This window comes from Paenibacillus sp. Paensp111 (assembly GCF_059492195.1).
The window spans coordinates 3,849,972-3,873,604 of the sequence record NZ_CP168527.1 but is presented as its reverse complement, the minus strand read 5'-3'; the positions used below and the strand labels follow the sequence as shown (position 1 = coordinate 3,873,604).

Sequence of the window (23,633 nt, the reverse complement as noted above, 5' to 3'; positions counted from 1 at the left end):
TTTTTGCCGATATATAATATATCCGAGACTTTTGCTGAAGAAGTAGCCTTGAGTTTACTTTGAGAAGCATGCTTACCCTACTAGACATGCTGGTGGGGCATTTTTAATAGTTGAAGAGTCAGCTTTATTTACATAAAGCATAGACGGGTGTTGTAATTTTAGGTAATCTGTAGAATAACAAGCGTTTCTTAAGCGTTTTTTATTTTTTTGTCCTCTGTATATAGAACTAATTGGAATTTGTGAGCCGCGTTATTTTACAGTAGAATGAAACGAAAGAGGTAATTTCCATGAATCTAGACAATTGCCCTCGCTGCGGGAAGCTGTACGCCAAGAACTTCAAGAATATATGCTCCGCCTGTATTAAGGCGATTGAAGAAGAATATGAACGCTGTTTCAAATATCTTCGCGAGAATAAAGGCTCAAGCATTCATGAGCTTTCTGAGGCAACAGAGGTATCGATCAAGCAGATCACCAAGTTTATCAAAGAGGGCCGGATTTCGGTCGAGAATAATCCGAATGTGATGTATCCCTGTGAGGTATGCGGGATTCTAATCCGGGATGGGAATATGTGTGACGGCTGCCGTACACGATTGACCCGTGATCTCACGGCGGCAGCAAGGGAAGAAGCGCAGGCGAGAGAATCAGAACAGAACCAGACTAGCACAGCATACAAGACGTTAGATCGGCTTCGTAAGGACTAGATAAAAGTTCCTTTGTACGGTTTGAACTAATTTATTTTTGTAGGCTGTGACCTTATGAATAGCGCTTGCCTGAGAAAGTTCATTCCCTGGAACTATAAAAAATGTTTCATTTGATGCCGATAAACTTAGTAGAGATTATCGGTATTTTTATTTTTGAGAGGAAGGTGTAGGTTATGAAAATTAACGAGACCGGACGAATTGGGTCGATAAATTCGTATCAACGCCAACTAGATAATCAGCGGCAGCTGACTGACAAGAAGACCAAACGCAAAGATGAAGTATCTATTTCTAATGCAGCACAGCAGCTTCTGCAAGCCCAGGCTAATGAGAAAACCTCAGATCCTGCCCGCATTCAGCGCATTCAGGATTTGAAAGCCCAAGTGGCTGCCGGAACCTATCAGGTAGACGCAGGCAAGCTTGCCGAGAAGCTCGCACCGTATTTCAAGTCATAGAACAGCAGCTAGACGGAATGAACTAAAGACTGCAGCGTCTTGATGGTTCATAAGTGAATACGAAGAGAGTCGTGTGTTCATTTCTTTAGTTCATACGTATAGGAGGATACCATGGCAGTACAGGCATTAATTGACTCACTGGATCAGCTTGAAGAAGCCCACCTGGTGATGCTGGAGTGGGCGGAGAAGAAGCGGGACGCCATCATGAAGAACAACGTGGAAGACTTGATTGCTATTTTGAATCAGGAGTCCCGTATCGTTAAGCAGATCGAGAAGCTTGAGGATGCCCGCATCACTGCATGCTATGCGTTCCTGCAGGAGAGAGGCGTCAAGTCACAGCTGAATCTGACGATTACGGAGCTTTCGAGGCTTGTATTTGACCCGGAAGAGAAGAAGGCGCTGCTCTTCATGCAGAAGAAGCTTTCCAATACGCTGTACAGACTCAAGGAATTGAACGATTTGAATCAGAAGCTGATTGAGCAGTCGCTTACTTTTCTCGATTATTCACTAGATCTACTGGTCGGTGAACCTGAGCAGGCAGCGACATACCAGCATCCGGCTGATAAGAGCGGCGGCCGCGGCCGCCCCGGACTTTTTGATACACGCGCCTAAGGCTCAATTGAGGAGGAAGTAAGGTCATGACATCCACATTTCATTCCATAGAAACTGCTAAGCGAAGTCTGTTCACTCAGACAGCGGCATTAAATACAACAGGACACAACATTTCAAATGCGAATACAGAAGGCTATTCCCGTCAGACGGTGAAGATGAAGCCTTCTCTTTCCATAGAAGCTTATGGACTTAACCGTTCCAATACTCCAGGACAGCTAGGTACAGGGGTAGAGTATCAGGCGATTGAGCGAATCAGACAGGGCTTCCTGGACAGCCAGTATCGCAGCGAGAACAACGCAAGCGGCAGCTGGAATATCAAAGCGGATACGCTGGATAAGCTAGAGGGTATCTTCAATGAACCTTCGGATACCGGGATCAGCAAAGTGCTTAATAATTTCTGGAGCTCTTGGTCCAACCTCAGTAAAGACCCGGAAAGCGCTGCAGCACGCAAAGTCGTCAAGGAGAATGCGTCAGCGTTGACAGATGCTATGAACTATATGAGCGGCCAACTCAGCAAATTAAGTCAGGATTTGACAACTAACGTGGGGGTTAAGGCCAGCGAAGTTCAGAACTATCTGACCTCGATTGCAAACCTTAACGATTCTATTACCCGTATTGAGGGCCTTGGCGACCAGGCCAATGACCTTCGGGATCAACGGGATTTACTAACCGATAAGCTGTCCCAGATTATCAACATTAACGTTCAGGAGACGGATCAAGGCTATACGATTTCTATGGGCGGACAGAACTTGGTTGAAGGCAGCGAAGTCCAAGTCGACGTGGATGGAACAGGTCCGGATGACAAAGGGGCGTTTCTCGAAGCAGCTTATGCTTCCGGCAACTTGAACGGCGGCGAAGTATACGGCATGATCGCATCACGCGAGAACTATGTCAAAGACTATCAGAAGCAGCTCGATAACCTGGCGAACACTCTTGCCAATGGAGACATCAAGATCACCCTTCCAAAAGGGACTGTGCTACCAGAAGGCGTAACTGTCGATGGGGTAACAGGACGTAATGTAACCCAAGATACCGTAGTCACGGTAAAAGGTCTAAATGGACTTCACCAGCTTGGCTACACGCTGGATGGTACAACCAACGGAGGCCTTCCGTTCTTCGAAGCGAAGGGTGGCGGGGACATTACGGCAGCGAATATCAGCCTCAATACCAAAATTGCAACGAATGAGAATTTGATTGCCACTTCTATGCGTACGGAGGGAACAGGAACATCTGAAGCAGTGATCAGAGGGAATAATACGCTCGCTCTTTTGATGGCTAATCTGAAGCAGACTAACTTTACCGCTGCAGATGGTTCACGCACAACAACAATTGATGGGCTTTATAACTCAGCGGTAGGTCAGCTTGGTGTACAGTCCCAGGAAGCCCAGCGTCAGGTAGAGAATTCCAGCATCCTGGTTCAACAGGTTGAAGGCCAGCGACAATCCGTAAGCGGTGTGTCTCTGGATGAAGAGATGTCTAACCTGATCAAGTTCCAGCACGCCTATAGTGCGGCTGCACGCTTCATGACAACTTTTGACCAATTGCTCGATAAGCTCATTAACTCAACAGGAACTGTAGGCAGATAATTAGGTAAAGGAGGTTAGCTACTGTGTTAAGAATCACTTCAAATATGATGAACTCCCAGCTGATGCTCAACCTGAACCGCAATGCTCAGGCTATGAACAATACGCAGAACCAGCTGGCTACTGGACGCAAGCTGAATAAGCCTTCCGACGATCCAGTTGGAATTACTTACTCTCTTCGTTACCGCGGAGAGCTGGCATCCAATGACCAGTACACCAAAAATGTAGACAGCGCCTTGTCGTGGTTGGATTTCAATGATACTGTGTTAGATCAGACTGGAAGTGTGATTCAGCGGTTGCGCGAATTAACCGTTCAAGCAGCTACGGGGACGAACCCGCAGTCTGCTCTCGACAGCATCAATAAAGAAGTCGGTCAGCTGAAAGAGCAGCTGATTGATATTGCAAACAGTAAGTTAAACGGGAAATATATTTTTAATGGCGAGGCGTACAATCGTATGCCATATGATTTCCCCAAGAATGCGGATGGCACCTCTGATACCACTAGTTTGAGTACACTAACTACGGATACTGGATTAATAAATTATACCGTAGGTGATAGTGTGCAACTGCCGATAAATATGACAGGTACTGATATATTCGGTACTGGATCAGATCCTACAAATATTTTTAATATTATGGATAGCTTGTCAGCTGCTTTGAACGCCGGGGATACACTTACGGCATCAAAACAGTTGGATAAAATTGATAACCGCATGGAGACAATTCTCACCGCACGTGCTGAACTCGGTGCAAAAACAAACCGAATTGAGCTAATGCAAAACAGATTGGGTGACTTAAATACAAATTTGACTGATCTTCAATCAAAAACTGAAGATGCTGATTACGCAGAATTAATTATGAAATCTAAGGTTCAAGAAAATATCTACAATGCCTCTTTGTCGGCAGGGTCAAAAATCATCCAGCCTACTTTAGTCGACTTTCTAAGATAGAGATGGGGGGAGTGATCAATGCAGCCTATTTTGCAGATTAGACAAACTCCAGGCTTGATAGGCATTGACTCAGATCCAGGCACCTATTCAATACGTCAGCCAAAGGCAGATGTTAGAATGCAGGTCCAGCATGGAGAGTGGGAGATTCACCAATATCGTCCACAAATTCATATTGACAGTTCCAGGGCTGAAGCGGCATACCATGGCGGAAACCTTCTAGAGATGAATCAGCGTATATATTCTGGAATTGAGCAAATATATTTGCAGGGAATTGCAAACCGTGTGGAGCAAGGTAACCGCATTGCCCAATTCTTTAAGCCGGGTAATACGATTGCAGACGTGTATGGAGAGGATTGGCAGCCGAATCCTTTTCCGGAGTTCCGTGGACCTGCTTCGACAGATAATGTCGATATTCGAATTGAGACAACCCCGCCTACTATTGAGTTTCATAAGGGTGGGGTAGATATTCAAGTAGACATTCACAAGCCAGAGATTGAGTATACTCGTGGAAAGTTGAATATATATATGCGTCAGTATCCTTCAGTGGAATTTATTCCACCCGAAATTGATGCTGCTGTATAAAATAAGATAAGGTTATAGATGAGTAGATTTTCGTCGTCTATAACCTTTTTGTATAACATGAATGTCATATTCAATGACTCATAAAGGAGGATTAACTCGTGATTATTGAGACGTCTACATGGGGAAAGCTTGAAGTAAAGGAAGAAAGTATATATCGATTCGAGAAGGGGGTTCCCGGTTTCGAGCAATGTAAGCAATTTGCATTGATTGATCAAGGTGATGATCCATTCTTTTACCTTCAATCGTTGGAGGAACCTACGCTGGCTTTTGTTATCGTTAATCCGTTTTTGTTTTATCCCTCTTATGAATTTGAGCTGCCGGATAATGAACAAGAGGAGCTGCATATTGAATCGAATGTTAATGTATGGTGTGTATTGACCTTGAATAAACAAATTGAGCTCTCCACGATCAATCTTCTTGCTCCACTGGTTTTGAATCCTGATAAGCGGGTAGGTAAGCAAATTGTACTGCACAATACGAATTATCAGACGAGACACTTGCTTAATGTCTCGTCTGATAGAGAGAAATCAACAAGCCAGAAGGATGGTGAGTGAGATGCTGGTTCTATCACGTAAAAAGGGCGAGTCGATTGTTATCCAGGATAATATTGAGATTGTAGTACTGGGGGTCGAAGGAGACACGGTACGTATTGGAATTAACGCACCTAAGCACGTGGATATATTTCGCAGCGAGGTATTCCTTTCGATTAAGGAGGCGAATCGTGAATCTGCGATGAATGACCAACAGGACCTCCAAGCTTTAAAGGGGTTGTTTCAAGGACCGAAGGAGTAATTTTCGGATTATAAAAAAAAATAAAAAAAACAAGATTTGCTATTAAAAGATCGAGAATTCCGTCGATATATATATTACAAGCTACTAGAGAAGGGCGGCCGACCTTCGAAAGATAGCCTAAAACAAAAAACCACATGGACGTGGGACATTTAATTTCAGGGAGGAAATTTATCGTGATTATTAACCACAATATTGCCGCAATGAATACGTACCGTCAACTGTCTTCAAACACTGCTAACACAAATAAATCCATTGAGAAGCTTTCATCTGGTCTTCGCATCAACCGTGCTGGTGATGACGCAGCAGGCCTCGCAATTTCCGAGAAAATGCGTGGACAGATCCGCGGTTTGGACATGGCTTCTAAAAATGCTCAAGATGGTATTTCTTTGATTCAAACAGCAGAAGGCGCACTGAATGAAACTCATAGCATTCTTCAACGTATTCGTGAGCTGGCTGTGCAATCTGCCAACGACACTAACACAAATGATGATCGTGATGAGCTTCAAAAAGAAGTGACAGAGTTGACTACAGAAGTTACTCGTATTTCTACCGATACTGAGTTCAACACTAAGAAATTGTTGAACGGAACCGGTATCAGTAATGCTGTATTCCAAATCGGTGCTAACACTAGCCAAGCAATCAAATTGTCTATTGCCAATATGGGAGCTGCTTCTCTTGGTATCAGTTCTGTTGCAATCGGAACTCAAACTGGTGCAAATGCAGCACTTTCTCTTCTTGACAACGCAATCAAGAAAGTATCTGCAGAACGTGCTAAACTGGGTGCTAACCAGAACCGTCTGGAACACACTATCAACAACCTGAACACTTCTTCCGAGAACCTGTCTGCAGCTGAATCCCGTATTCGTGACGTAGACATGGCTAAGGAAATGATGAACCAAACTAAGAACAATATCCTTGCTCAAGCTGCTCAAGCTATGTTGGCTCAAGCTAACCAACAGCCACAAGGTGTTCTTCAATTGCTTCGTTAATTTTCTTAAAAAGACTGCCGAATTTTTCGGCAGTCTTTTTTTTGTTGTATTAAGTTTTAAAGTTTAATTAATAGATATTAATAGCCCTAACTACATATACCTATTTTTGTATATTCGTCTAAATACTAATCAGTTATTGAGATTTGGCCGATATAATATACAACGATATTTGTTTCTGCGAGAGGATACTTAGCTATGAATAAGACTATCTCTTTATGTATGATTGTGAAGAATGAAGAAGATTATTTGCGTAGATGTCTGGAAAGCGTAAAGGATAAAGTAAGTCAAATTGTGATAATAGATACCGGTTCAACTGATTCTACCATTCAAATCGCTCGAGAGTATACAAATGATATTTTCCCGTTTGAATGGTGCAACGACTTTGCAGCGGCTAGAAATGAATCATTAAAGTATGCTACCTCGGACTATATTTTAGTGCTAGATGCGGATGAATATATAGAAGGGACCTCTTCTGTAGACTTCCAGGATGAATTGAGTCAAGGTTATGATTATTATTTTGTCAAAATTCATAATATTCTTTCGCATGGTAGGGCTATTAATCATACTGCAATTCGGTTGTTTGCTAACCGTAAGGGCCTTAAATACCGAAATCGCCTTCATGAGCATTTGAACAATATGGATGAGGGGGTTGACTTCACTAATGGATTTTGTAAGTTTGTAATTCATCATACAGGGTATACCGATGATATGATGAGCCATCGAGCTAAGAATCAGAGAAACCTCCCCTTAATGCTGCAGGAAGTGAAAGAGAATCCAACAGCATATAACCTGTTTAATATGGGAAGGACTTATATGTCCATTGGTGAGCATGAGAAGGCTATTGAGTATCTGAAAAGAGCCTATCCTTTAAGTAAGCAATTAGTTATAGTGCCTGATCTGATTAGTACTTTATGTTATTGCTTAAATGAACTGAAGAAATACGACGAAGCACTTGAGGTACTGAGAGATGCGGTTTGTCTATATCCGGAAGCCACAGATCTACACTACTTACAAGGATCTATCTTTCTGGAAGCTGGTTATACCAAGGATGCAATAAACTCGTTTACTAAATGTTTGGAGTTAGGTGATCAGGGAACAACTGTGACAGAGGGCAATGGAAGTTATATGGCTCATTATAGATTGGCAGAGATTTATGAATCGAAGTTTCAGCTTTCCAAGAGTTATGAGCATATTATTGAAGCCCTTAAAATAAATAAAACATTTGGTGCAGCGATTAACAAGTATTTTCAAATCGTTACCAAAGCTAATATTCCAACAGAAGACGTTTTCCAGAATATTGAATTGATCTATCGTACCTCCACAATTAAAGAGTTGACTCTGTTGCTCGAGATATTATATTTACTAAGACATCCACTGCTAAATAAGTACTTGACCGAATTCAAAATTAAGGTTGAAGACAATGTGTTAGCAGTAGGTACCCAGTACGCTCGGGAATATCAGATAGCTAGAAGCCAGTGGTTGAGTATAGAGAATATATCCGAACAGAATGGCGAAGATATTTTACTACTTTCCGTACTACTGCAAGATAATGAGCTTTTTGCCAAGACTAAATTGTTACTGAATTTGAGCAACAAGGAGAGCAAAGTTCTTAGTCGAATCGTACAGGCGGAAGAATTCCAAGAGAATCAATTGAATACTTTCACAGAAAAAGTTCTTGAAAAACTGATTGCACAGTTAATTGAACTTCAGGAATACGAAGTGTTCCAACGTATTTTAGATTACACATGGAAAGGCTCTTTGGATTTGAAAGTTAGAGTCTGTGGACATATAGCTTCCTTTGGGTTCAGCGAGGTAGCTATCGATTTACTGGTGAAACTTTTTGAGGTGTATCCTAACGACGTAAGAGTTATTAAGCTGCTTGGTGATATTTGCTATAGTAATAATTATCTTGAGGATGCCAAGTTGTTTTACACAAGACTATTAAATGTCTCTACAGATTACGGATCTTATGAACGGTGTTATGAAATGTATATGAAACTCGGTGATATAGAGAGTGCGCGTAATACTAAAGATATAATTAGGGAGCGATTTCCACTATCCTTATGGGTCACAAACTAGGTCAAACCCCCTTTTCTTTGTAAGAAATCAGCACATTCAATATTCTCTAGAACAACAACGGAGGTATAACAGTGAATATTATTGAACAGATAGCTCATTTTATAAATAATGGTGACATCCAAGAGGCATATAATCTTTGCAGACAATATGAACAGGAGTATATGAATAGTGCTGATTTCTGGAATGTTAGAGGGGTACTTTGTCTGAAGTTGCAAGAATATAAGACTGCTCGTAATTGTTTAGAGAAGGCATTAGAGATTGACAGAGAAAACTCTGATGTGTTGTTCAATTACGCAGTTGTAATGGAGTATGAGGGCTATCTTAGTGATGCGGCCTTATATTATGGACTTGCTTATCGCTATTCGGAGAATCTTCAATTAAAACAAGAATTATCTGAAATATACTGTAAACAAAATGGATCTGCACTAAATCAGATTTTTGAAACTGCCGCTAAGGGTACCCGGCGAACCTTTATTGTAATGTCCTCCTGCGGATGGGGGGATATACAGCAAAGAATGCATCATATTTCTAAGTCTTTATCCAAATTTGGAAATGAAGTACTTTATATTGAACCTAGTGTTAATGCAGAAGTGAGCCAAGGCGAAGAAAGGCTTACAGTTAAGGATCTGACAGAATACTCCTGGGCTAACATGAGGATTGAGAGTGGAGTCAACATTTTGACGCCCATATCGATTACCAAAAATGGAGAACTGGTAAATAATTACGTAGATATAGTCCAGAAGTTACTAAGTGTAACTTTACATCATAAGCCGGTTATTATTACCTATATGCCTTATCAAGTCAGTGTTATAGATGCTGTAAGTGGTGACTTCTATCATATATATGATTGTGTAGATGATCATTCCGATTTGGACTATGCTTTTTGGGGTCATAAAAGTGATGTGATATGGGAACACATGCTTATGGAATCAGCAGATGCTATTACTACGACCTCCACCTCTTTATATTTACAACGAGCGGCAATTGAAAAAAGAAATAATGTGTTTATCTCGAAGAATGCTGTTAATGAAGCCGACTTTATCATTGAAAAAAATGAGATCCCTGAAGATATCTCACATATTCCCGAACCAAGAATTGTTTATATGGGGGCGTTGTACGAATGGTTTGATTCAGAATTGTTCTATGATGTAGTAAAAGCTAACCCCGATAAGTCCTTTGTAATTATAGGATTTGGTAAAAACATTCTTGAAAATTCCCTACCAAATTTATATTTTACAGGTCCTAAAAAACATAGTGAATTAAAACAATATTTGTCACATATGCAAGTTGGGATAATACCATTCAAGTCGTCAAGTGACATCATTATAAATTGTGATCCCATCAAACATTATGAATATATAGCAAGTGGTTTGCCAGTAATCACAACATACATCCCTGATTGTGGGATCGATAAACCGTATACTATTCTAGCTGACAACTCTGATGATTTTAATAAGGCTATAAATAATGCTCTACAGATAGACATAAATAACAATGTGATTAGTAATTTTATAGTTGATAATAGTTGGAATTCCAGAGCGGCTTTGCTTTGCAGTTTAGCTACTGGAAAAACTGGTTCTAAACAATACGAAGATGAACTAGAACAAATAGGAGAACAGCTTTACCAACTTTCTACAAGTTATTTTTCAGCTGTCTTTAAAACAATGTACGGAGTTTATCAAAATGTAAAAAATAGCCGTGATTTTGAATTAGGGGCTAAGGAAGCATATACTACTCAGATTACAAAATATACTGAAAGACAATATATAAGATCGTTAATTGTAAATAATAACTTGTCTGCATTAACAGAAGTTGCACCTTATTTAACGTATGTTAGAGAAGAACTGAAACAGGAATTTATTTATCGGCTTAATCAAATGGATTATGAGTATATATACGCTTTGGCTTATCTACTAATAAACGACATCCCGCAATACTATAATCAATCTCTGCTGATTCAAGATAGTCCAGTTAAGAAAATGTACGACTTGTATTCTAAACACGTGCTTGAAGAGAATGTTAATAGGGATGAAATCATTGAGGTTTCTAAGCTGAATGAGGGTTCTCCTATTTGTGAATACTTGATAACAGAATACAATATTTTGGGATATGAAGTTGACGGCTCTATATCAGAAGTGCAAAAGGATGAAATAGAAGGCCAAATAACGGAATGGATTGATAAAGCTGAGTGGGATCTTGCAGCCAAGCTTATAAATCAGCTTGAAAGATCATTATCAGCTTCGCATAGTATGTTCTTAAATACATTGAAAGCACGTCTTCTTATTGGACAAGGGCAATTTGAAGAGGCTTTTGGGTTCCTCCAATTAGTAGAAAAGACTATGCCTGATAAAAGAGCAGGATTACTTTTTGCAGAACTTTTGGAACGTATGGGAAATAAGATCAAAGCTTTAAAGCAATATTCTAGACATGTAGAGAAAGAGGATAAAAAATATATAAATAGAATGGCAACGCTTTTAGAAAGTTGTTCAAAGCCTAAGATATCTTTGATCAGCACAACAAATTCAGGTTGCAACTCAACTAGTTTAGCAAAACAAATACCATCCTATATTACAGATAAATATGAGGTCAGGTTATATCAAGAACAGAATTATGAACATTATGATACGTATGTAAAAGAAAGTGATGTTGTAGTAACTACACAAGCTAATTACCCATTCAGTCATAGACAAATTAATATAGAGTTGTGGCATGGCTTCCCGCTTAAAGCAATGGCAAACATGGATCCAGGGGACTTAAGATCAGGAGATCAAATAAAAGCTTGGTGGAAGAACGTTGACTATATTTCATCATATTCAGGAACGTTTAATACATTATTTAATGCTTGCATCGGATTGGATGCTTCGAAATATCGAATTACTGGAGCACCAAGAAATGATTTATTAGATCGTGATAATAGAGAATGGTTCTCCCGATTCTTCGAAAAGAACATGGATGGCCAGAAGCTGATAATGTATAGTCCGACATTCCGTTCTTCTCAATTTAATCCAGATAAAAATGAAGGCAATCGTAATTGGGGAAATCTTTTTGGATTCGAGCAATTTAATCAAATAGAATTTGAAGATTATCTAGAAGAACATCAAATCTATTTAATTGTGAAGTTACATTGGGTTGAAGAAGCCATGGTTAAGGAACAGATTAGAAATATAAACAGCCCTAGAGTAAAATTACTCACAGAAGCTGATATTACTTCTAGTGGGCTGGATTTTTATGAGTTACTGGGTAGCATTGATCTTCTTATTACAGACTATTCCTCAATATATTTTGACTATTTATTGTTAGATCGGCCGATATTGTTTACGCCTACTGATCTGGATATTTATAGGGAGAATAGAGGTTTTTTGCTGGAGCCTTATGAAGCTTGGACACCGGGACCAAAAGTATATAGTCAGGATCGGCTACAAGATGAACTTACAAAGTCCTTATCGGACAGTGAATATTTTGTTACAGAAAGAGATTTCATTAAAAGTATTGTTCATACTCATAAAGATTTCAAATCGGCCGACCGTGTCTGGGATCTTATCGAAGAGGAATTAAATATCGACACAGAAAGGAAGCTTGTCCTAGATTGGGGAGCAACTCATGAAGTAGAGCAAATCAAGGCAAATTTAATTAGTTTTTTAGAAGAGGGCGAGTTAGAATCTTTTGATGGCTTATTGAGTTTTCATAAAGATCTGGTTGAAATTAATAGTGAGTTGAATACAATTGCGGCAACTTCTTATTATAACAGGGGTGATTTTGAGCAAGCTCTAAATTACTTGCTTAGAGCATACTCTCTTGATCCGCATTATTTTGATGTTTTATATAGTTTAGCTATCATTTATGAACAGCTCAATCAAACACCAGATGCAATAATATTTTATGAAAAGGCACTTGAGAAATGTAATGATCAATATTTACAAGGTGAGCTTCAAAAGAAAATAGAGGTGTTAAGTTCAAAGGGATGATTTCCTCGTAATATAAGAAGGTGTTTAATGAATTCAGAAAGTAGGTGCTGGAATTGAAAAGGATTATTACCTATGGGACATTTGATCTTCTTCACTATGGTCACATGTTGTTATTTCAACGTGCCAGAGCTCTTGGCGATCACTTAACTGTAGGCCTATCGACTGATTCATTTAATGAATTAAAAGGGAAAAAATCCTATCTTTCATATGAAGAACGAAGAGAAATGCTTGAATCTATTAAGTATATAGATTTGATAATTCCGGAAGATAACTGGGAGCAAAAACCCTTCGATATTATTAAATATCAAATAGATGTTTTTGTTATCGGTGATGATTGGAAGGGGAAATTCGACCATTTGGATTGTGAGGTTATCTATCTCCCTCGTACTCCCGATATCTCATCAAGTCAGATTAAAGAATTTATAAAAAAATGATTAAAAAGGGCTGTTTCATAAGTAAAACTTTTGTATGAAAATTAAGACTAATAAAGCAGGATCTCTTTGTTATTAGGGAATCCTGCTTTTTATTTTCGGTCGATGGCTTGAAATAGCCATCCTCGACTCACCATGTTTCCTCCATCATTTGTGATAGCTGACGTATATGTCAACGGATTTTACCAGCACGCTTTAATTAAATGTACGGTTTTTCTTAGCTATTTTAGTCTGCATCCGTAGTGCCCGCTTGTAGAAACTGTAAGATATCAGATCAATTTCTGTAATCCTCTTCAATCCAGCCTGTTTTAATCCGATAAATATAATAAATAATGCCATCGGAGGTTGTAAGATGAATCTACAAATTTCTCTTTCGACAAATGCGGTGAGCAGCAATACAAACAATTTAAGTCAACTTAGCGAAGCTGCTTCTAATCAGGATAATCAACTTATACAAGCGGTTAAGAATGGAATAGAGCTTTCAAAGCTCGAAAAACAAGGCGTTCAAATACCGATGGGGGATGAGCAACTCATTCGCGCCATAGACAGAGCGGTTAAAGCGCTACAGGGTCCTTCCACAACACTGGAAATGAGCGTACATGAGAAGACACATCAGATCATGGTGAAAGTTCTGAACAAGGATACCGGAGAATTAATCAGGGAGATACCGCCCGAGAAGACCTTGGACTTGGTTGCAAAAATGATGGAGATCGCCGGAATTATGGTAGACCAAAAAGTGTAAGTGGGGAGGGCAGTATATGACAACAATGCGTATTAACGGGTTTTCAGGAATGGATATAGATAGTATGGTCAAAAGCTTGATGACGTCTCAGCGTGCTCCGCTTGATAAGCTGAATCAACAGAAGACGTTACTTCAGTGGACGCGGGACAGCTACAGAGATATGAATATCAAACTGATCGATGCGAAGACGAAAATGAGTAATTTCAATAAACAATCTGCCATGAATACTCAGGCCGCAACGATTACAGGTAATACTAATGCTGTAAAGGCAACTGCAACTGCTTCTGCTTCTAATGTGTCAATGAAGGTTGAAGTGACAAGTCTTCCTCAAAAGGCAGTATATCAGTCGGGTTCCACTGAGACTCTAGTTGGTTCTGATGGAAAGTCCGCTAGCTTAACGACAACCATCGCGAGTTTGGATGGCAGTGACCCCAACAAGAGTTATGTACTGAAATTAGTTGGCAGCGAAGGAATTGATATTAAGGGATCAGACACGATATCTGCGGTGCTGGGGAAAATAAACTCATCTGGTGCCAACGTTGCCGCTTCCTATGATGAGGTGAGTGGGAGATTCAGTATCACTGCAAAGGATTTCGGAAAGGATATTGCAATTGATCCGACGACATCCACCCTGCTTGATGTTATTAAACTATCCAATCATGTTCCGCCTGCTAAGGGGGAGGTCAAGATTTCCTCTGATGGTGCGACTAAGATCTATGCACTGGATACTAATTCTCTAACTGTAAATGGTGTGGCGCTTAACTTCACTGGAACAAATTCAGGTGACCCAGCTATAATAACTACGCAATCGGATCCTACTGGTGCCCTGGCAACGATTAAGTCCTTTGTTGATAATTATAATGATCTGATTACGACATTCAATTCAAAGATCGATGAAGCAAAATATAGAGATTTTCCGCCGCTTACCGATGATCAGCGTAAGGGAATGAAGGATAGTGAGATCACAGAATGGGAAAAGAAGGCAAAGAGTGGGCTCCTGAAGAATGATAGCATTCTCAGCTCCACGATTGCTTCCATGCGTGAAGTAATTACGAAGCATCTCGGTGACCTTAGCTCTATCGGCATAACAACTGGAAGCTATAGTGAGAACGGTATCTTGAAGATTGATGAAGACAAGTTAAAGAGTGCACTCCAGAATAATCCGGATAAAGTATTAAGTATTTTTCAAGGAACAAGTGGTTCATCGGATACTGGTGTTTATAAGGAACTTAGTAAAAAATATGATGGTTCATTGGACTTGTTGGTCTCTAAAGCGGGTACTTCTAAATTTAGTACCGATGTCAATGCTATTTATAAAACACAAAGTAGCATGGGGAATCAACTTAAAGATTATAACAGCCGCATTTCAAATCTTCAGAGTAGATTGAGTGACATTGAGACCCGTTATTACAAACAGTTTAGCGCAATGGAGTCAGCCATGAGTAAGCTTCAGTCCCAATCCTCGAGTCTCTTTGGAAATCAGTCCTCAAGCTAAAATCTTTAAAAAGTAAAGGGTGAAGGCAAATGATAACATCTCCTTATGAAAAATATCGTCAGTCATCTGTCCAAACGTCTACACCAGGCCAATTGCTTTTAATGTTATTTGATGGAGCTATCCGGTTTATCCGGTCCGGAATGGATGGATTGCAAAATCAGGATAATTCAAAGGCCAACCTTAACCTGGGTAAAGCTCAAACCATTATTAGTGAATTAATAGTAACTTTGGATCGCTCTTACGAAGTATCTCAAGGGCTTGCGTCATTGTATGAGTATACGAACTATTTGCTAATTCAGGCTAATGTCAAGAAGAGTGTTAAGCCTGCAGAAGAAGCACTAGGATATTTAACCGAGCTTAGAGATACCTTTGCTCAGGCCGTTAAAATGACTGCTGGCAGTCAAGAGCTGCAGCATGGATAATTTGATCACAGAGCTTAGTGACATAACAGAGCAAATAGTAACACGGCTTCAATTCACCTCGTATGAAGAGCTCGAAGACTTTGTTAGCAGACGTCAGCAAATCATAGATGAGTTGAACAGATTAAAGCAGTCAACCTCTTTTAATCACCAACAGCTTGAGCAAATAGAAGGAATATTACGGGCAGACTCCGTTATATTGTTGCGAATGGATACTTTGAAGAACGAAGCTGCAGATTGGCTGCAGCACCGGGGGCAGGTAAGAACCCAGCGGAATGCTTACGAAGCTTCCTATACACCGGATAGCATTCTTATGGATCGCAGAAAGTAAATAATGCCATACTAGCAAAAGTTCAAACGAGCCCGGTACCCTGTACCCGGCTCGTTTTTTGTCGAAACTACCCCTGAGAAAATCTGATGAAATTAGACAAAATATCACATTTAATTTACAGAAAAACCTTTTCATTTCCAATTGACAATGGGAAAGTAAGGATGTTATATTCCAAATGTGAAGAAATCTTCACACTTTCATTTGACTAAGAAGGGAATGTTAGTGCATGCAAGGTAAAGTTAAATGGTTTAACGCTGAGAAGGGTTACGGTTTCATCGAAACTGAAGACGGAGGCGACGTATTCGTTCACTTCTCCGCAATCCAATCCGAAGGCTTCAAGACGCTTGAAGAAGGACAATCCGTAGAATTCGATATCGTCGAAGGCGCACGCGGACCTCAAGCCGCTAACGTAATCAAGCTATAATCATCCCGGCTCTAGCCGACCTATATACCTGGTAACGATGGTTAACAATTGAATTCGCTAGCAACAGACTCTGGAACTTCCAGGGTCTTTTTTTGATCTTTCCAAATGTTACACACGCCGTCACAAATGAGTTCGATTTTTGGCCTATTTTGCAGAGTTAACATTTTAACTTGGGCTTTACATATGGTATAATATAGAGGCAAAGGAGGAGTGCCCTATGAATTACAGTATTCGAGGACAACAGATTGAAGTGACTGACGCCTTGTATGATTACGTGGACAAGAAACTCAGCCGGCTTGAGAAGTACTTTGATGCACCTCCCACCTCAGAAGGACATGTAACCCTTAATGTCATCCGGGGATTGCACACAGTGGAAGTAACCATTCCACTAACCGGTGTAGTGCTCCGGGCAGAGGATAAGAGCGATGACATGTACTCATCCATTGATGAGGTAGTGGACAAGCTCGAACGCCAGATTCGTAAGCACAAGACCAAGGTGAACCGCAAATTCCGCCAAGAAGGCAGTCTGAAGACGTTGTTCGTCGAGGAGCCTGTGGATGGACCTATGCTTGCGAGCGAGGAAGAAGATGCGCTAACCGATGATGATCTCGAAGTGGTCCGTACCAAGCGCTTTACATTTAAGCCAATGGACGTGGAGGAAGCCATACTTCAAATGAATATGGTTGGGCATGATTTCTTTGTATTCTCCAATGTGGATACCCGTGAGATCAATGTAGTGTATAAACGTACCGATGGGAAATACGGACTTATTGAACACGCTTGATTAAATGATCTATTGAATTAGGAATCATCTGAATTTATTTTATCCAGCTAATACGTAAGAGACCGAGCCTCATCCGCCTCGCGGGTAAGGCTCTTTATTCATATATGGGGGAATTTGCCGCGGGAAAGCACTCCTGCTTAAGTTGCGGCAACCTTGACAAACTGTTACAATTTAGGCAAATCATCTGTTTATGCGTGAAAGGGGAAAACCATGCTAGGACTAGTGAAAAAGATATTTGGCGACACGAATGAACGTGATGTCAAACGTCTCATGAAGACGGTCGACATAATTAATACATTGGAACCTAAATTTGTGGAGCTCTCGGACGAGCAGCTTCAACATAAAACGGTAGAATTTAGAGAGAGACTTGAGAAAGGCGAGGATATCGATGATATTCTGCCTGAAGCTTTTGCAACCGTACGGGAAGCTTCCAAGCGCGTGCTGGGCAAGCGTCATTACGATGTGCAGCTCGTTGGCGGTATAGCGCTTCATGAAGGCCGTATTGCAGAAATGAAAACCGGGGAAGGGAAAACATTGGTCGGAACCCTGCCGGTTTATTTGAATGCACTTCTTGGCAAGGGCGTTCACGTTGTAACCGTGAATGATTATTTGGCACAGCGTGACAGCGCGGAAATGGGCCAAATCTATAACTTCCTCGGCATGACCGTAGGGGTCAACCTGAATGGCATGGAGCATGAAGAGAAGCAGGCAGCTTATGCTTGTGATATTACGTACGGAACGAACAATGAATTCGGGTTCGACTATTTGCGTGACAATATGGTTCTCTACAAAGAGCAGATGGTTCAGCGTCCGCTCTATTTCTGCATTATTGACGAAGTAGATTCCATCCTAGTCGATGAGGCGCGTACGCCGCTGATTATTTCGGGACAAGCCCAGAAATCGACCGAGCTGTACTATGCAGCCGATCGCTTTGTGAAGCGTCTGGAAGCAGAAGAAGACTTTAATGTGGATATTAAAGTTAAGGCCGTATCTCTTACCGAGAAAGGTGTGGCGAAGGCCGAGAAAGCCTTCGGGATTGAGAATCTGTATGACCACGCTCATGTAACGCTTAACCACCACATTGTACAAGCGCTCAAAGCCAATGCGATTATGCGCCGTGATGTGGATTATGTGGTAACGGAAGATGAAGTCGTGATCGTTGACGAATTCACAGGCCGTCTGATGGCTGGCCGCCGTTATAGCGATGGTCTTCACCAGGCGATTGAAGCCAAGGAAGGCATCGAGGTACAGAACGAGAGCATGACACTGGCGACGATTACGTTCCAGAACTACTTCCGTATGTACCGCAAGCTTGGCGGTATGACCGGTACGGCGAAGACCGAGGAAGAAGAATTCAAGAAGATTTATGGTCTTGAGGTGCTTCAGGTTCCTACGAACCGGCCGAATCGCCGTGTGGACAACCCGGATATCGTGTACAAGAGTGAAGCAGGCAAGTTCAAGGCTGTAGTGGAAGAGATTGTGAAGCGTCATGCCACCAATCAGCCGGTTCTTGTAGGTACGGTGTCTATTGAGAACTCCGAGCTTCTTCATGAAATGCTGAAGCGCAAAGGCGTTCCGCACAAGGTGCTCAACGCGAAGTATCATGCGGAAGAAGCAGAGATCATTTCCCGCGCCGGTGAACCGGGTTCTGTTACGATTGCAACCAATATGGCCGGACGCGGTACCGACATAATCCTGGGTGACGGCGTATCCGAAATCGGGGGTCTGCATATTATTGGTACCGAGCGCCATGAATCCCGCCGGATTGATAATCAGCTTCGCGGTCGTGCCGGACGTCAGGGTGACCCAGGTTCAACCCAGTTCTATCTATCCCTTGGCGATGAGCTGATGAAGCGGTTCGGTGCTGACAACGTGCTGGCTATGATGGACCGCCTTGGCTTTGACGAGGATTCACCGATCGAGAGCAAGATGATAACCCGTGCTATTGAGTCCGCTCAGAAACGGGTAGAGGGCAATAACTTTGACGTTCGTAAAGTCGTTCTTCAATATGATGACGTGATGAATCAGCAGCGGGAGATTATCTACAAGCAGCGCCGCGAGATTCTCGAATCCGAGAACATTAAGGAAATTGTGCTTGAGATGATTAAGCCGGTAATCGAGCGTATCGTGATGGCGCACTGCAGTGACGATATTCCTGAGAACTGGGAGCTGGAGGAAGTAGCTGAGTACATCAACAGCAAGCTGCTTGATGAAGGCCAATTGACCAAGGATGAGCTGTGGGGCAAGGAAGCTGATGAGATCATCGAGTATATCTTTAACAAGGTTGTTGAGAAATACAATGCCCGCGAAGAGCATATCGGCGTCGAAATGATCCGTGAGTTCGAGAAGGTTATCGTGCTTCGTGCCGTTGATAGCAAATGGATGGACCACATCGATGCCATGGATCAGCTGCGTCAGGGTATCCACCTCCGTGCTTACGGCGGTACGGATCCGCTTCGTGAGTATCAGTTCGAAGGCTTTGAGATGTTCAACGAGATGACGGCGAGTATCCAAGAGGAAGTCGCAACATATATTATGAAAGCACAAATCGAGACCAATCAGGAGCGTCAGACGGTTGTGGATGAGAACCAGATTTCCACGAACGGCGAACCTGCTGAGAAGCGCCCGGTTCAACGCGGCGAGCAGATCGGACGCAACGATGATTGCCCATGCGGCAGCGGCAAGAAATACAAGCACTGCCATGGACAGAACGACTAAGTGCAGCTGTTCATATATAGGATGAAGTAAGATCAGCCTATATAACAAGTAGAAGAGGTGACGAAGCAGCATGATCGATCCAAGTATTAAGCAGGATCTGCGTGAAATAGCCAAGAAATTATCCAACCTTAGGGGGTCTCTTTGACTTAGATCTCAAGCAGGAAATGATTGCGAACTTTGAGGAAAAGATGGCTGCGCCTGATTTTTGGGATGACAACGAATCTGCCCAAAAAGTGATTGCAGACATGAACGCCGTCAAGTCATCGGTCGACCAGTACGAGAAGCTTCAATCGGAGAATGATGACATTGTTCTCATGATCGAGCTTGCAGAAGAAGAAGGGGACGCGGCGCTTCTTACCGAGATTGCCGAGTCCGTTGAATCCCTGCTGAAGCGTCTCGAGGAGTTCGAGCTGCAGCTTCTGCTGAATCAGCCTTATGACAAGCTCAATGCGATCCTCGAGCTGCATCCGGGTGCAGGGGGTACCGAGTCCCAAGACTGGGGACAAATGCTGCTCCGGATGTATACCAGATGGGCGGAGAAGCGGGGCTTCAAGGTAGAGGTGCTCGATTATCTTCCGGGAGATGAAGCCGGAATTAAGAGTGTGACGCTGCTGATCAAAGGGTATAATGCCTACGGTTATCTGAAGACAGAGAAAGGGGTTCACCGGCTGGTCCGGATCTCCCCGTTCGACTCCTCGGGCCGCCGCCATACCTCCTTTGTGTCCTGTGATGTCGTGCCCGAAATTACGGAAGATGTCGATGTGGAGATCCGCACGGAGGATCTGAAGATTGACACCTACCGGGCCAGCGGTGCAGGCGGTCAGCACATTAATACTACGGATTCCGCTGTGCGGATTACCCATATCCCGACTGGCGTGGTAGTAACCTGTCAGAATGAACGCTCCCAGATCAAGAACCGGGAGCGGGCAATGACAATGCTTCGTTCCAAGCTGTATGAGCGTAAGCTCGAAGAGCAGCAGAAGCAGCTGGATGAAATCCGCGGAGAGCAGTCTGATATTGCCTGGGGCAGTCAGATTCGCTCCTATGTCTTCCATCCTTACAGCATGGTTAAGGATCACCGGACTTCCATAGAGACAGGGAATACCGGGGCAGTCATGGATGGCGAGCTGGATGCCTTCATCGATGGATATCTGCGAAGCCAAATCAAGACTGAGGCAGACCAAGCTTAAGCCAATAAATATACGATTCCTGCACAAGCTAACTTGTGCGGGAATTTTTTTGGCCATTAACACTTTGACGTAGTGAAGGAGAACGGAATCATGCCCCCAAAAGGCCGTAAACGCAGAATAAATGAAGTATTCCCGATAACGGGTCCAGCCCGACATGTGCTGGATAGTTTGATGATTATAATAGGATCTTTTATAACCGCACTGGCTTTCAATATGTTCTTATTGCCAAGTCACATCGCATCGGGGGGAGTATCCGGACTTTCCATTGTAGCGAACTCCCTGTTCGGCATCGAGCCGGCGTATGTCCAGTGGGCGCTGAATATTCCTTTGTTCGCCGCAGGCTTCCTGCTGCTTGGCCGCAATTATGCGATCCGCTCCCTTCTGGGTACAGTAGTGCTGCCGTTATTCGTCTATTTGACGAAGGATTGGATCGTACCAACGACCGACCCGCTGCTCTCCTCTCTCTACGGAGGGATTGGGGTGGGTCTGGGGCTTGGGATTGTGTTCCGTGGGCGGGGATCTACAGGCGGTCTGTCTACTCTGGCTCAGATTATCCAGAAATTCAGCGGGCTTAGCTTGTCTACTTGCGTTGTGATGATGGATGGGCTCGTTATCGTACTGGCAGGAATTGTACTGTCTCCCGAAAAGGCCCTATATGCGCTCATCGGCCTCTATATTACCGGTAAAATTATTGATGCGGTCGAGCTAGGGTTGAATTATACGAAGGTGGCTTATATTATCGCCGAGAAAACGGATGAAATTGCGGATGCCGTGCTGGTTCACCTGGATCGGGGACTGACAAAGCTTAGCGCAAGGGGCGGATACACCGGCGATGATCGGCCCGTGCTGATGGTTGTGGTTGGACAAAGCGAAGTTACCCGTCTGAAGACGCTGGTTCAGCAGCTTGAACCCACCGCATTTGTGATTATCACGAATGCGCATGAGGTGCTGGGAGAAGGGTTCAAGAGGCAAGCATAGCAAAAAGAGAGTTCATTCCGACAAGGAGAAAATTTTGTCGATTAATATCGAAAAAAAGTAGTCCCCTCTCGCTTGATCTCAGTTATACTGATAGTGTTGGGAGAAGTAACCAACCAAGCACATCATGAGAGGTGGTCTTCATTATGAAAAAGAGCAAATCAGCAAAAACAGTAGCTGCCGGAGTTATGGCATTCTCTCTGGCGCTGGGCGGGGGGATTCTGGCCACGGGACATGCAAACGCAGCAGCGGGAACAAGTACGGTGCAAGAACAGAAGACCACTGAGCAGCAGGGAGACAAGCTTGAAGGGTTGGGCAGATTCGAAAAACAGCTTCTTACTCTCCTAAAGCTGGATGCGGCGTCTCTTAAAGAAAAGCTGCAGACTCAGACTTTGGCAGAAATAGCTGCCGAACAGGGAATCTCCAAAGAGGATCTTAAGGCCAAGATCATAAGCTGGATTACCGCTGAGAAGAATGCCCAATCGGCTAAGGAAAAGGAAAAGCAGAAGCAGGCTGATAAGAAGAAGCAACAGGAGCTTGCCAAGCAGCTGAAGAACAAGAAATTAAGTCCGAAAGCGAAACAAAAGCTGGAACAAAAGTTCAAGCAGGAGCAGGAACAGCAGAAGAAGCTCGATCAAAAGAAAGAGCAGGCCCTGAAGCTCGAAGCTGCCAAAACGGCCGATAAGCTCCTATCATTCACAACGGAAGGCAAGGTTGACAGCACCCAAGAGGCTCCGCTTACAGGACTTCAGAATACGGCTGAGATTGCCAAGCTATTTAACATAACTACCACCCAGCTCGATGATGAACTGAAGGCAGGCAAGACGCTTACCGAAATCGCTGGTGAATATAAGGTTGAAACTCAGGCGGTTATTGATCTGCTGATTGCTGCTGATGTTAAAGACCTGGATGCCAAGCTGGCAGCCGGTGAAATTACTCAGGAGGAGTACGATGCGCAGAAGGCAGCGAAGGCTGAAGCAGCTGCGCAGCTGCTGACCACCAAGTTCCCGGGAGTTGTTCAGGGAATGGAAGATGTAGAGGAATCAGGCAAGTTTGGGGACCTGGCTAAGCTGCTGGGAGTTACAGAATCTGAACTGCGCACAGCGATGAAGTCCGGGAAGAGTCTCGCTGCTATAGCTGAAGCTAATAGCAAAACTGCACAGCAGGTGGTTGATCTGCTGGTCAAAGACCGCGTGGCGAAGCTGGATAAGAAGCTGGCAGCGGGCGAGATCACAAAGGAACAGTACGACAAGTATAAGAAAAGCTTGATCGATTTCGTTACCGCACAGGTGAACCGGGTTCCTTCTCCTAAAGGAACGAAGCCGGAGTCCGGCAGCAAGGGTCATGGTTGGAACTTTAATGAGTCCCAGTCGATGATGAGCCCAGGGAAGAATAAATAAATCTGTACCGAACAAGGAG

Annotated in this window: 22 protein-coding genes; all 22 read left to right on the top strand. The window is 42.8% G+C overall.

The window, feature by feature from the left end:
* The first annotated feature begins 287 nt into the window (after positions 1–287).
* The 22 genes from ACEN86_RS18260 (at position 288) to ACEN86_RS18155 (ending at position 23,614) form a co-directional block, all read left to right on the top strand.
* Positions 288–701: a TIGR03826 family flagellar region protein gene (locus ACEN86_RS18260; RefSeq protein ID WP_495631908.1), complete on the top strand. Its 414-nt coding sequence runs from the start codon at positions 288–290 to the stop codon at positions 699–701.
* Positions 702–874: 173 nt separating this feature from the next.
* A complete protein-coding gene (gene flgM, locus ACEN86_RS18255; RefSeq protein ID WP_495631907.1) occupies positions 875–1,153 on the top strand; it encodes a flagellar biosynthesis anti-sigma factor FlgM in 279 nt (92 codons plus the stop codon).
* Between the two features lie 111 nt (positions 1,154–1,264).
* Complete coding sequence (locus ACEN86_RS18250; protein WP_495631906.1) at positions 1,265–1,765, top strand: flagellar protein FlgN; 501 nt, start codon at positions 1,265–1,267, stop codon at positions 1,763–1,765.
* 26 nt (positions 1,766–1,791) lie between these two features.
* On the top strand, positions 1,792–3,351 hold the full coding sequence (gene flgK / locus ACEN86_RS18245; RefSeq protein ID WP_495631905.1) for a flagellar hook-associated protein FlgK: 1,560 nt from the start codon (positions 1,792–1,794) through the stop codon (positions 3,349–3,351).
* Positions 3,352–3,374: 23 nt separating this feature from the next.
* Positions 3,375–4,298 (top strand): flagellar hook-associated protein FlgL, encoded by a 924-nt coding sequence (gene flgL / locus ACEN86_RS18240; RefSeq protein WP_495631904.1) that lies wholly within the window; start codon positions 3,375–3,377, stop codon positions 4,296–4,298.
* A gap of 18 nt (positions 4,299–4,316) precedes the next feature.
* On the top strand, positions 4,317–4,880 hold the full coding sequence (locus ACEN86_RS18235; protein ID WP_495631903.1) for a DUF6470 family protein: 564 nt from the start codon (positions 4,317–4,319) through the stop codon (positions 4,878–4,880).
* Between the two features lie 98 nt (positions 4,881–4,978).
* Positions 4,979–5,434 (top strand): flagellar assembly protein FliW, encoded by a 456-nt coding sequence (gene fliW, locus ACEN86_RS18230; RefSeq protein WP_495631902.1) that lies wholly within the window; start codon positions 4,979–4,981, stop codon positions 5,432–5,434.
* 1 nt (position 5,435) lies between these two features.
* The gene (gene csrA, locus ACEN86_RS18225; RefSeq protein ID WP_495631901.1) at positions 5,436–5,672 is read left to right on the top strand and encodes a carbon storage regulator CsrA; all 237 of its coding nucleotides are present in this window, start codon (positions 5,436–5,438) and stop codon (positions 5,670–5,672) included.
* 173 nt (positions 5,673–5,845) lie between these two features.
* Positions 5,846–6,661, top strand: a complete 816-nt coding sequence (gene hag / locus ACEN86_RS18220) for a flagellin Hag (protein ID WP_495631900.1) — start codon at positions 5,846–5,848, stop codon at positions 6,659–6,661.
* Between the two features lie 195 nt (positions 6,662–6,856).
* On the top strand, positions 6,857–8,740 hold the full coding sequence (locus tag ACEN86_RS18215) for a glycosyltransferase (RefSeq protein ID WP_495631899.1): 1,884 nt from the start codon (positions 6,857–6,859) through the stop codon (positions 8,738–8,740).
* Positions 8,741–8,811: 71 nt separating this feature from the next.
* The gene (locus ACEN86_RS18210) at positions 8,812–12,705 is read left to right on the top strand and encodes a CDP-glycerol glycerophosphotransferase family protein (RefSeq protein ID WP_495631898.1); all 3,894 of its coding nucleotides are present in this window, start codon (positions 8,812–8,814) and stop codon (positions 12,703–12,705) included.
* Between the two features lie 53 nt (positions 12,706–12,758).
* The gene (gene tagD, locus ACEN86_RS18205) at positions 12,759–13,139 is read left to right on the top strand and encodes a glycerol-3-phosphate cytidylyltransferase (RefSeq protein WP_495631897.1); all 381 of its coding nucleotides are present in this window, start codon (positions 12,759–12,761) and stop codon (positions 13,137–13,139) included.
* 349 nt (positions 13,140–13,488) lie between these two features.
* Positions 13,489–13,878: a flagellar protein FlaG gene (locus ACEN86_RS18200; RefSeq protein ID WP_495631896.1), complete on the top strand. Its 390-nt coding sequence runs from the start codon at positions 13,489–13,491 to the stop codon at positions 13,876–13,878.
* A 16-nt stretch (positions 13,879–13,894) separates the two neighbouring features.
* On the top strand, positions 13,895–15,373 hold the full coding sequence (fliD, locus tag ACEN86_RS18195) for a flagellar filament capping protein FliD (RefSeq protein ID WP_495631895.1): 1,479 nt from the start codon (positions 13,895–13,897) through the stop codon (positions 15,371–15,373).
* A 29-nt stretch (positions 15,374–15,402) separates the two neighbouring features.
* Complete coding sequence (fliS, locus tag ACEN86_RS18190) at positions 15,403–15,795, top strand: flagellar export chaperone FliS (RefSeq protein WP_495631894.1); 393 nt, start codon at positions 15,403–15,405, stop codon at positions 15,793–15,795.
* Entirely contained in the window at positions 15,788–16,123 is a 336-nt protein-coding gene (fliT, locus tag ACEN86_RS18185) for a flagellar protein FliT (RefSeq protein WP_495631893.1), read from the top strand. The genes fliS and fliT overlap by 8 nt, the downstream gene beginning before the upstream one ends.
* 226 nt (positions 16,124–16,349) lie before the next feature.
* Positions 16,350–16,547, top strand: a complete 198-nt coding sequence (locus ACEN86_RS18180) for a cold shock domain-containing protein (protein WP_024631599.1) — start codon at positions 16,350–16,352, stop codon at positions 16,545–16,547.
* A gap of 217 nt (positions 16,548–16,764) precedes the next feature.
* Positions 16,765–17,331 carry a ribosome hibernation-promoting factor, HPF/YfiA family gene (gene hpf, locus ACEN86_RS18175; RefSeq protein ID WP_127198376.1) on the top strand — a complete coding sequence of 189 codons (567 nt, stop codon included), beginning with the start codon at positions 16,765–16,767 and terminating at the stop codon, positions 17,329–17,331.
* Positions 17,332–17,541: 210 nt separating this feature from the next.
* Positions 17,542–20,049, top strand: a complete 2,508-nt coding sequence (gene secA / locus ACEN86_RS18170; RefSeq protein ID WP_495631892.1) for a preprotein translocase subunit SecA — start codon at positions 17,542–17,544, stop codon at positions 20,047–20,049.
* Positions 20,050–20,119: 70 nt separating this feature from the next.
* A protein-coding gene (gene prfB / locus ACEN86_RS18165) for a peptide chain release factor 2 (protein ID WP_495631891.1) occupies positions 20,120–21,239 on the top strand; the annotation gives its coding sequence in 2 pieces (ribosomal slippage) (positions 20,120–20,191 and positions 20,193–21,239; 1,119 coding nt in all).
* Positions 21,240–21,329: 90 nt separating this feature from the next.
* A complete protein-coding gene (locus ACEN86_RS18160) occupies positions 21,330–22,217 on the top strand; it encodes a YitT family protein (RefSeq protein WP_495631890.1) in 888 nt (295 codons plus the stop codon).
* 143 nt (positions 22,218–22,360) lie between these two features.
* Positions 22,361–23,614 carry an SHOCT domain-containing protein gene (locus tag ACEN86_RS18155; protein ID WP_495631889.1) on the top strand — a complete coding sequence of 418 codons (1,254 nt, stop codon included), beginning with the start codon at positions 22,361–22,363 and terminating at the stop codon, positions 23,612–23,614.
* Positions 23,615–23,633 lie beyond the last annotated feature (19 nt).

Excerpts from the sequence above, each read along its gene's own strand:
- ACEN86_RS18260 (WP_495631908.1), top strand. The coding sequence starts at position 288 with ATGAATCTAGACAATTGCCCTCGCTGCGGGAAGCTGTACGCCAAGAAC.
- flgM (WP_495631907.1), top strand. The coding sequence starts at position 875 with ATGAAAATTAACGAGACCGGACGAATTGGGTCGATAAATTCGTATCAA.
- ACEN86_RS18250 (WP_495631906.1), top strand. The coding sequence starts at position 1,265 with ATGGCAGTACAGGCATTAATTGACTCACTGGATCAGCTTGAAGAAGCC.
- flgK (WP_495631905.1), top strand. The coding sequence starts at position 1,792 with ATGACATCCACATTTCATTCCATAGAAACTGCTAAGCGAAGTCTGTTC.
- ACEN86_RS18235 (WP_495631903.1), top strand. The coding sequence starts at position 4,317 with ATGCAGCCTATTTTGCAGATTAGACAAACTCCAGGCTTGATAGGCATT.
- csrA (WP_495631901.1), top strand. The coding sequence starts at position 5,436 with ATGCTGGTTCTATCACGTAAAAAGGGCGAGTCGATTGTTATCCAGGAT.
- ACEN86_RS18215 (WP_495631899.1), top strand. The coding sequence starts at position 6,857 with ATGAATAAGACTATCTCTTTATGTATGATTGTGAAGAATGAAGAAGAT.
- ACEN86_RS18200 (WP_495631896.1), top strand. The coding sequence starts at position 13,489 with ATGAATCTACAAATTTCTCTTTCGACAAATGCGGTGAGCAGCAATACA.
- fliD (WP_495631895.1), top strand. The coding sequence starts at position 13,895 with ATGACAACAATGCGTATTAACGGGTTTTCAGGAATGGATATAGATAGT.
- fliS (WP_495631894.1), top strand. The coding sequence starts at position 15,403 with ATGATAACATCTCCTTATGAAAAATATCGTCAGTCATCTGTCCAAACG.
- fliT (WP_495631893.1), top strand. The coding sequence starts at position 15,788 with ATGGATAATTTGATCACAGAGCTTAGTGACATAACAGAGCAAATAGTA.
- ACEN86_RS18180 (WP_024631599.1), top strand. The coding sequence starts at position 16,350 with ATGCAAGGTAAAGTTAAATGGTTTAACGCTGAGAAGGGTTACGGTTTC.
- hpf (WP_127198376.1), top strand. The coding sequence starts at position 16,765 with ATGAATTACAGTATTCGAGGACAACAGATTGAAGTGACTGACGCCTTG.
- secA (WP_495631892.1), top strand. The coding sequence starts at position 17,542 with ATGCTAGGACTAGTGAAAAAGATATTTGGCGACACGAATGAACGTGAT.
- ACEN86_RS18160 (WP_495631890.1), top strand. The coding sequence starts at position 21,330 with ATGCCCCCAAAAGGCCGTAAACGCAGAATAAATGAAGTATTCCCGATA.
- ACEN86_RS18155 (WP_495631889.1), top strand. The coding sequence starts at position 22,361 with ATGAAAAAGAGCAAATCAGCAAAAACAGTAGCTGCCGGAGTTATGGCA.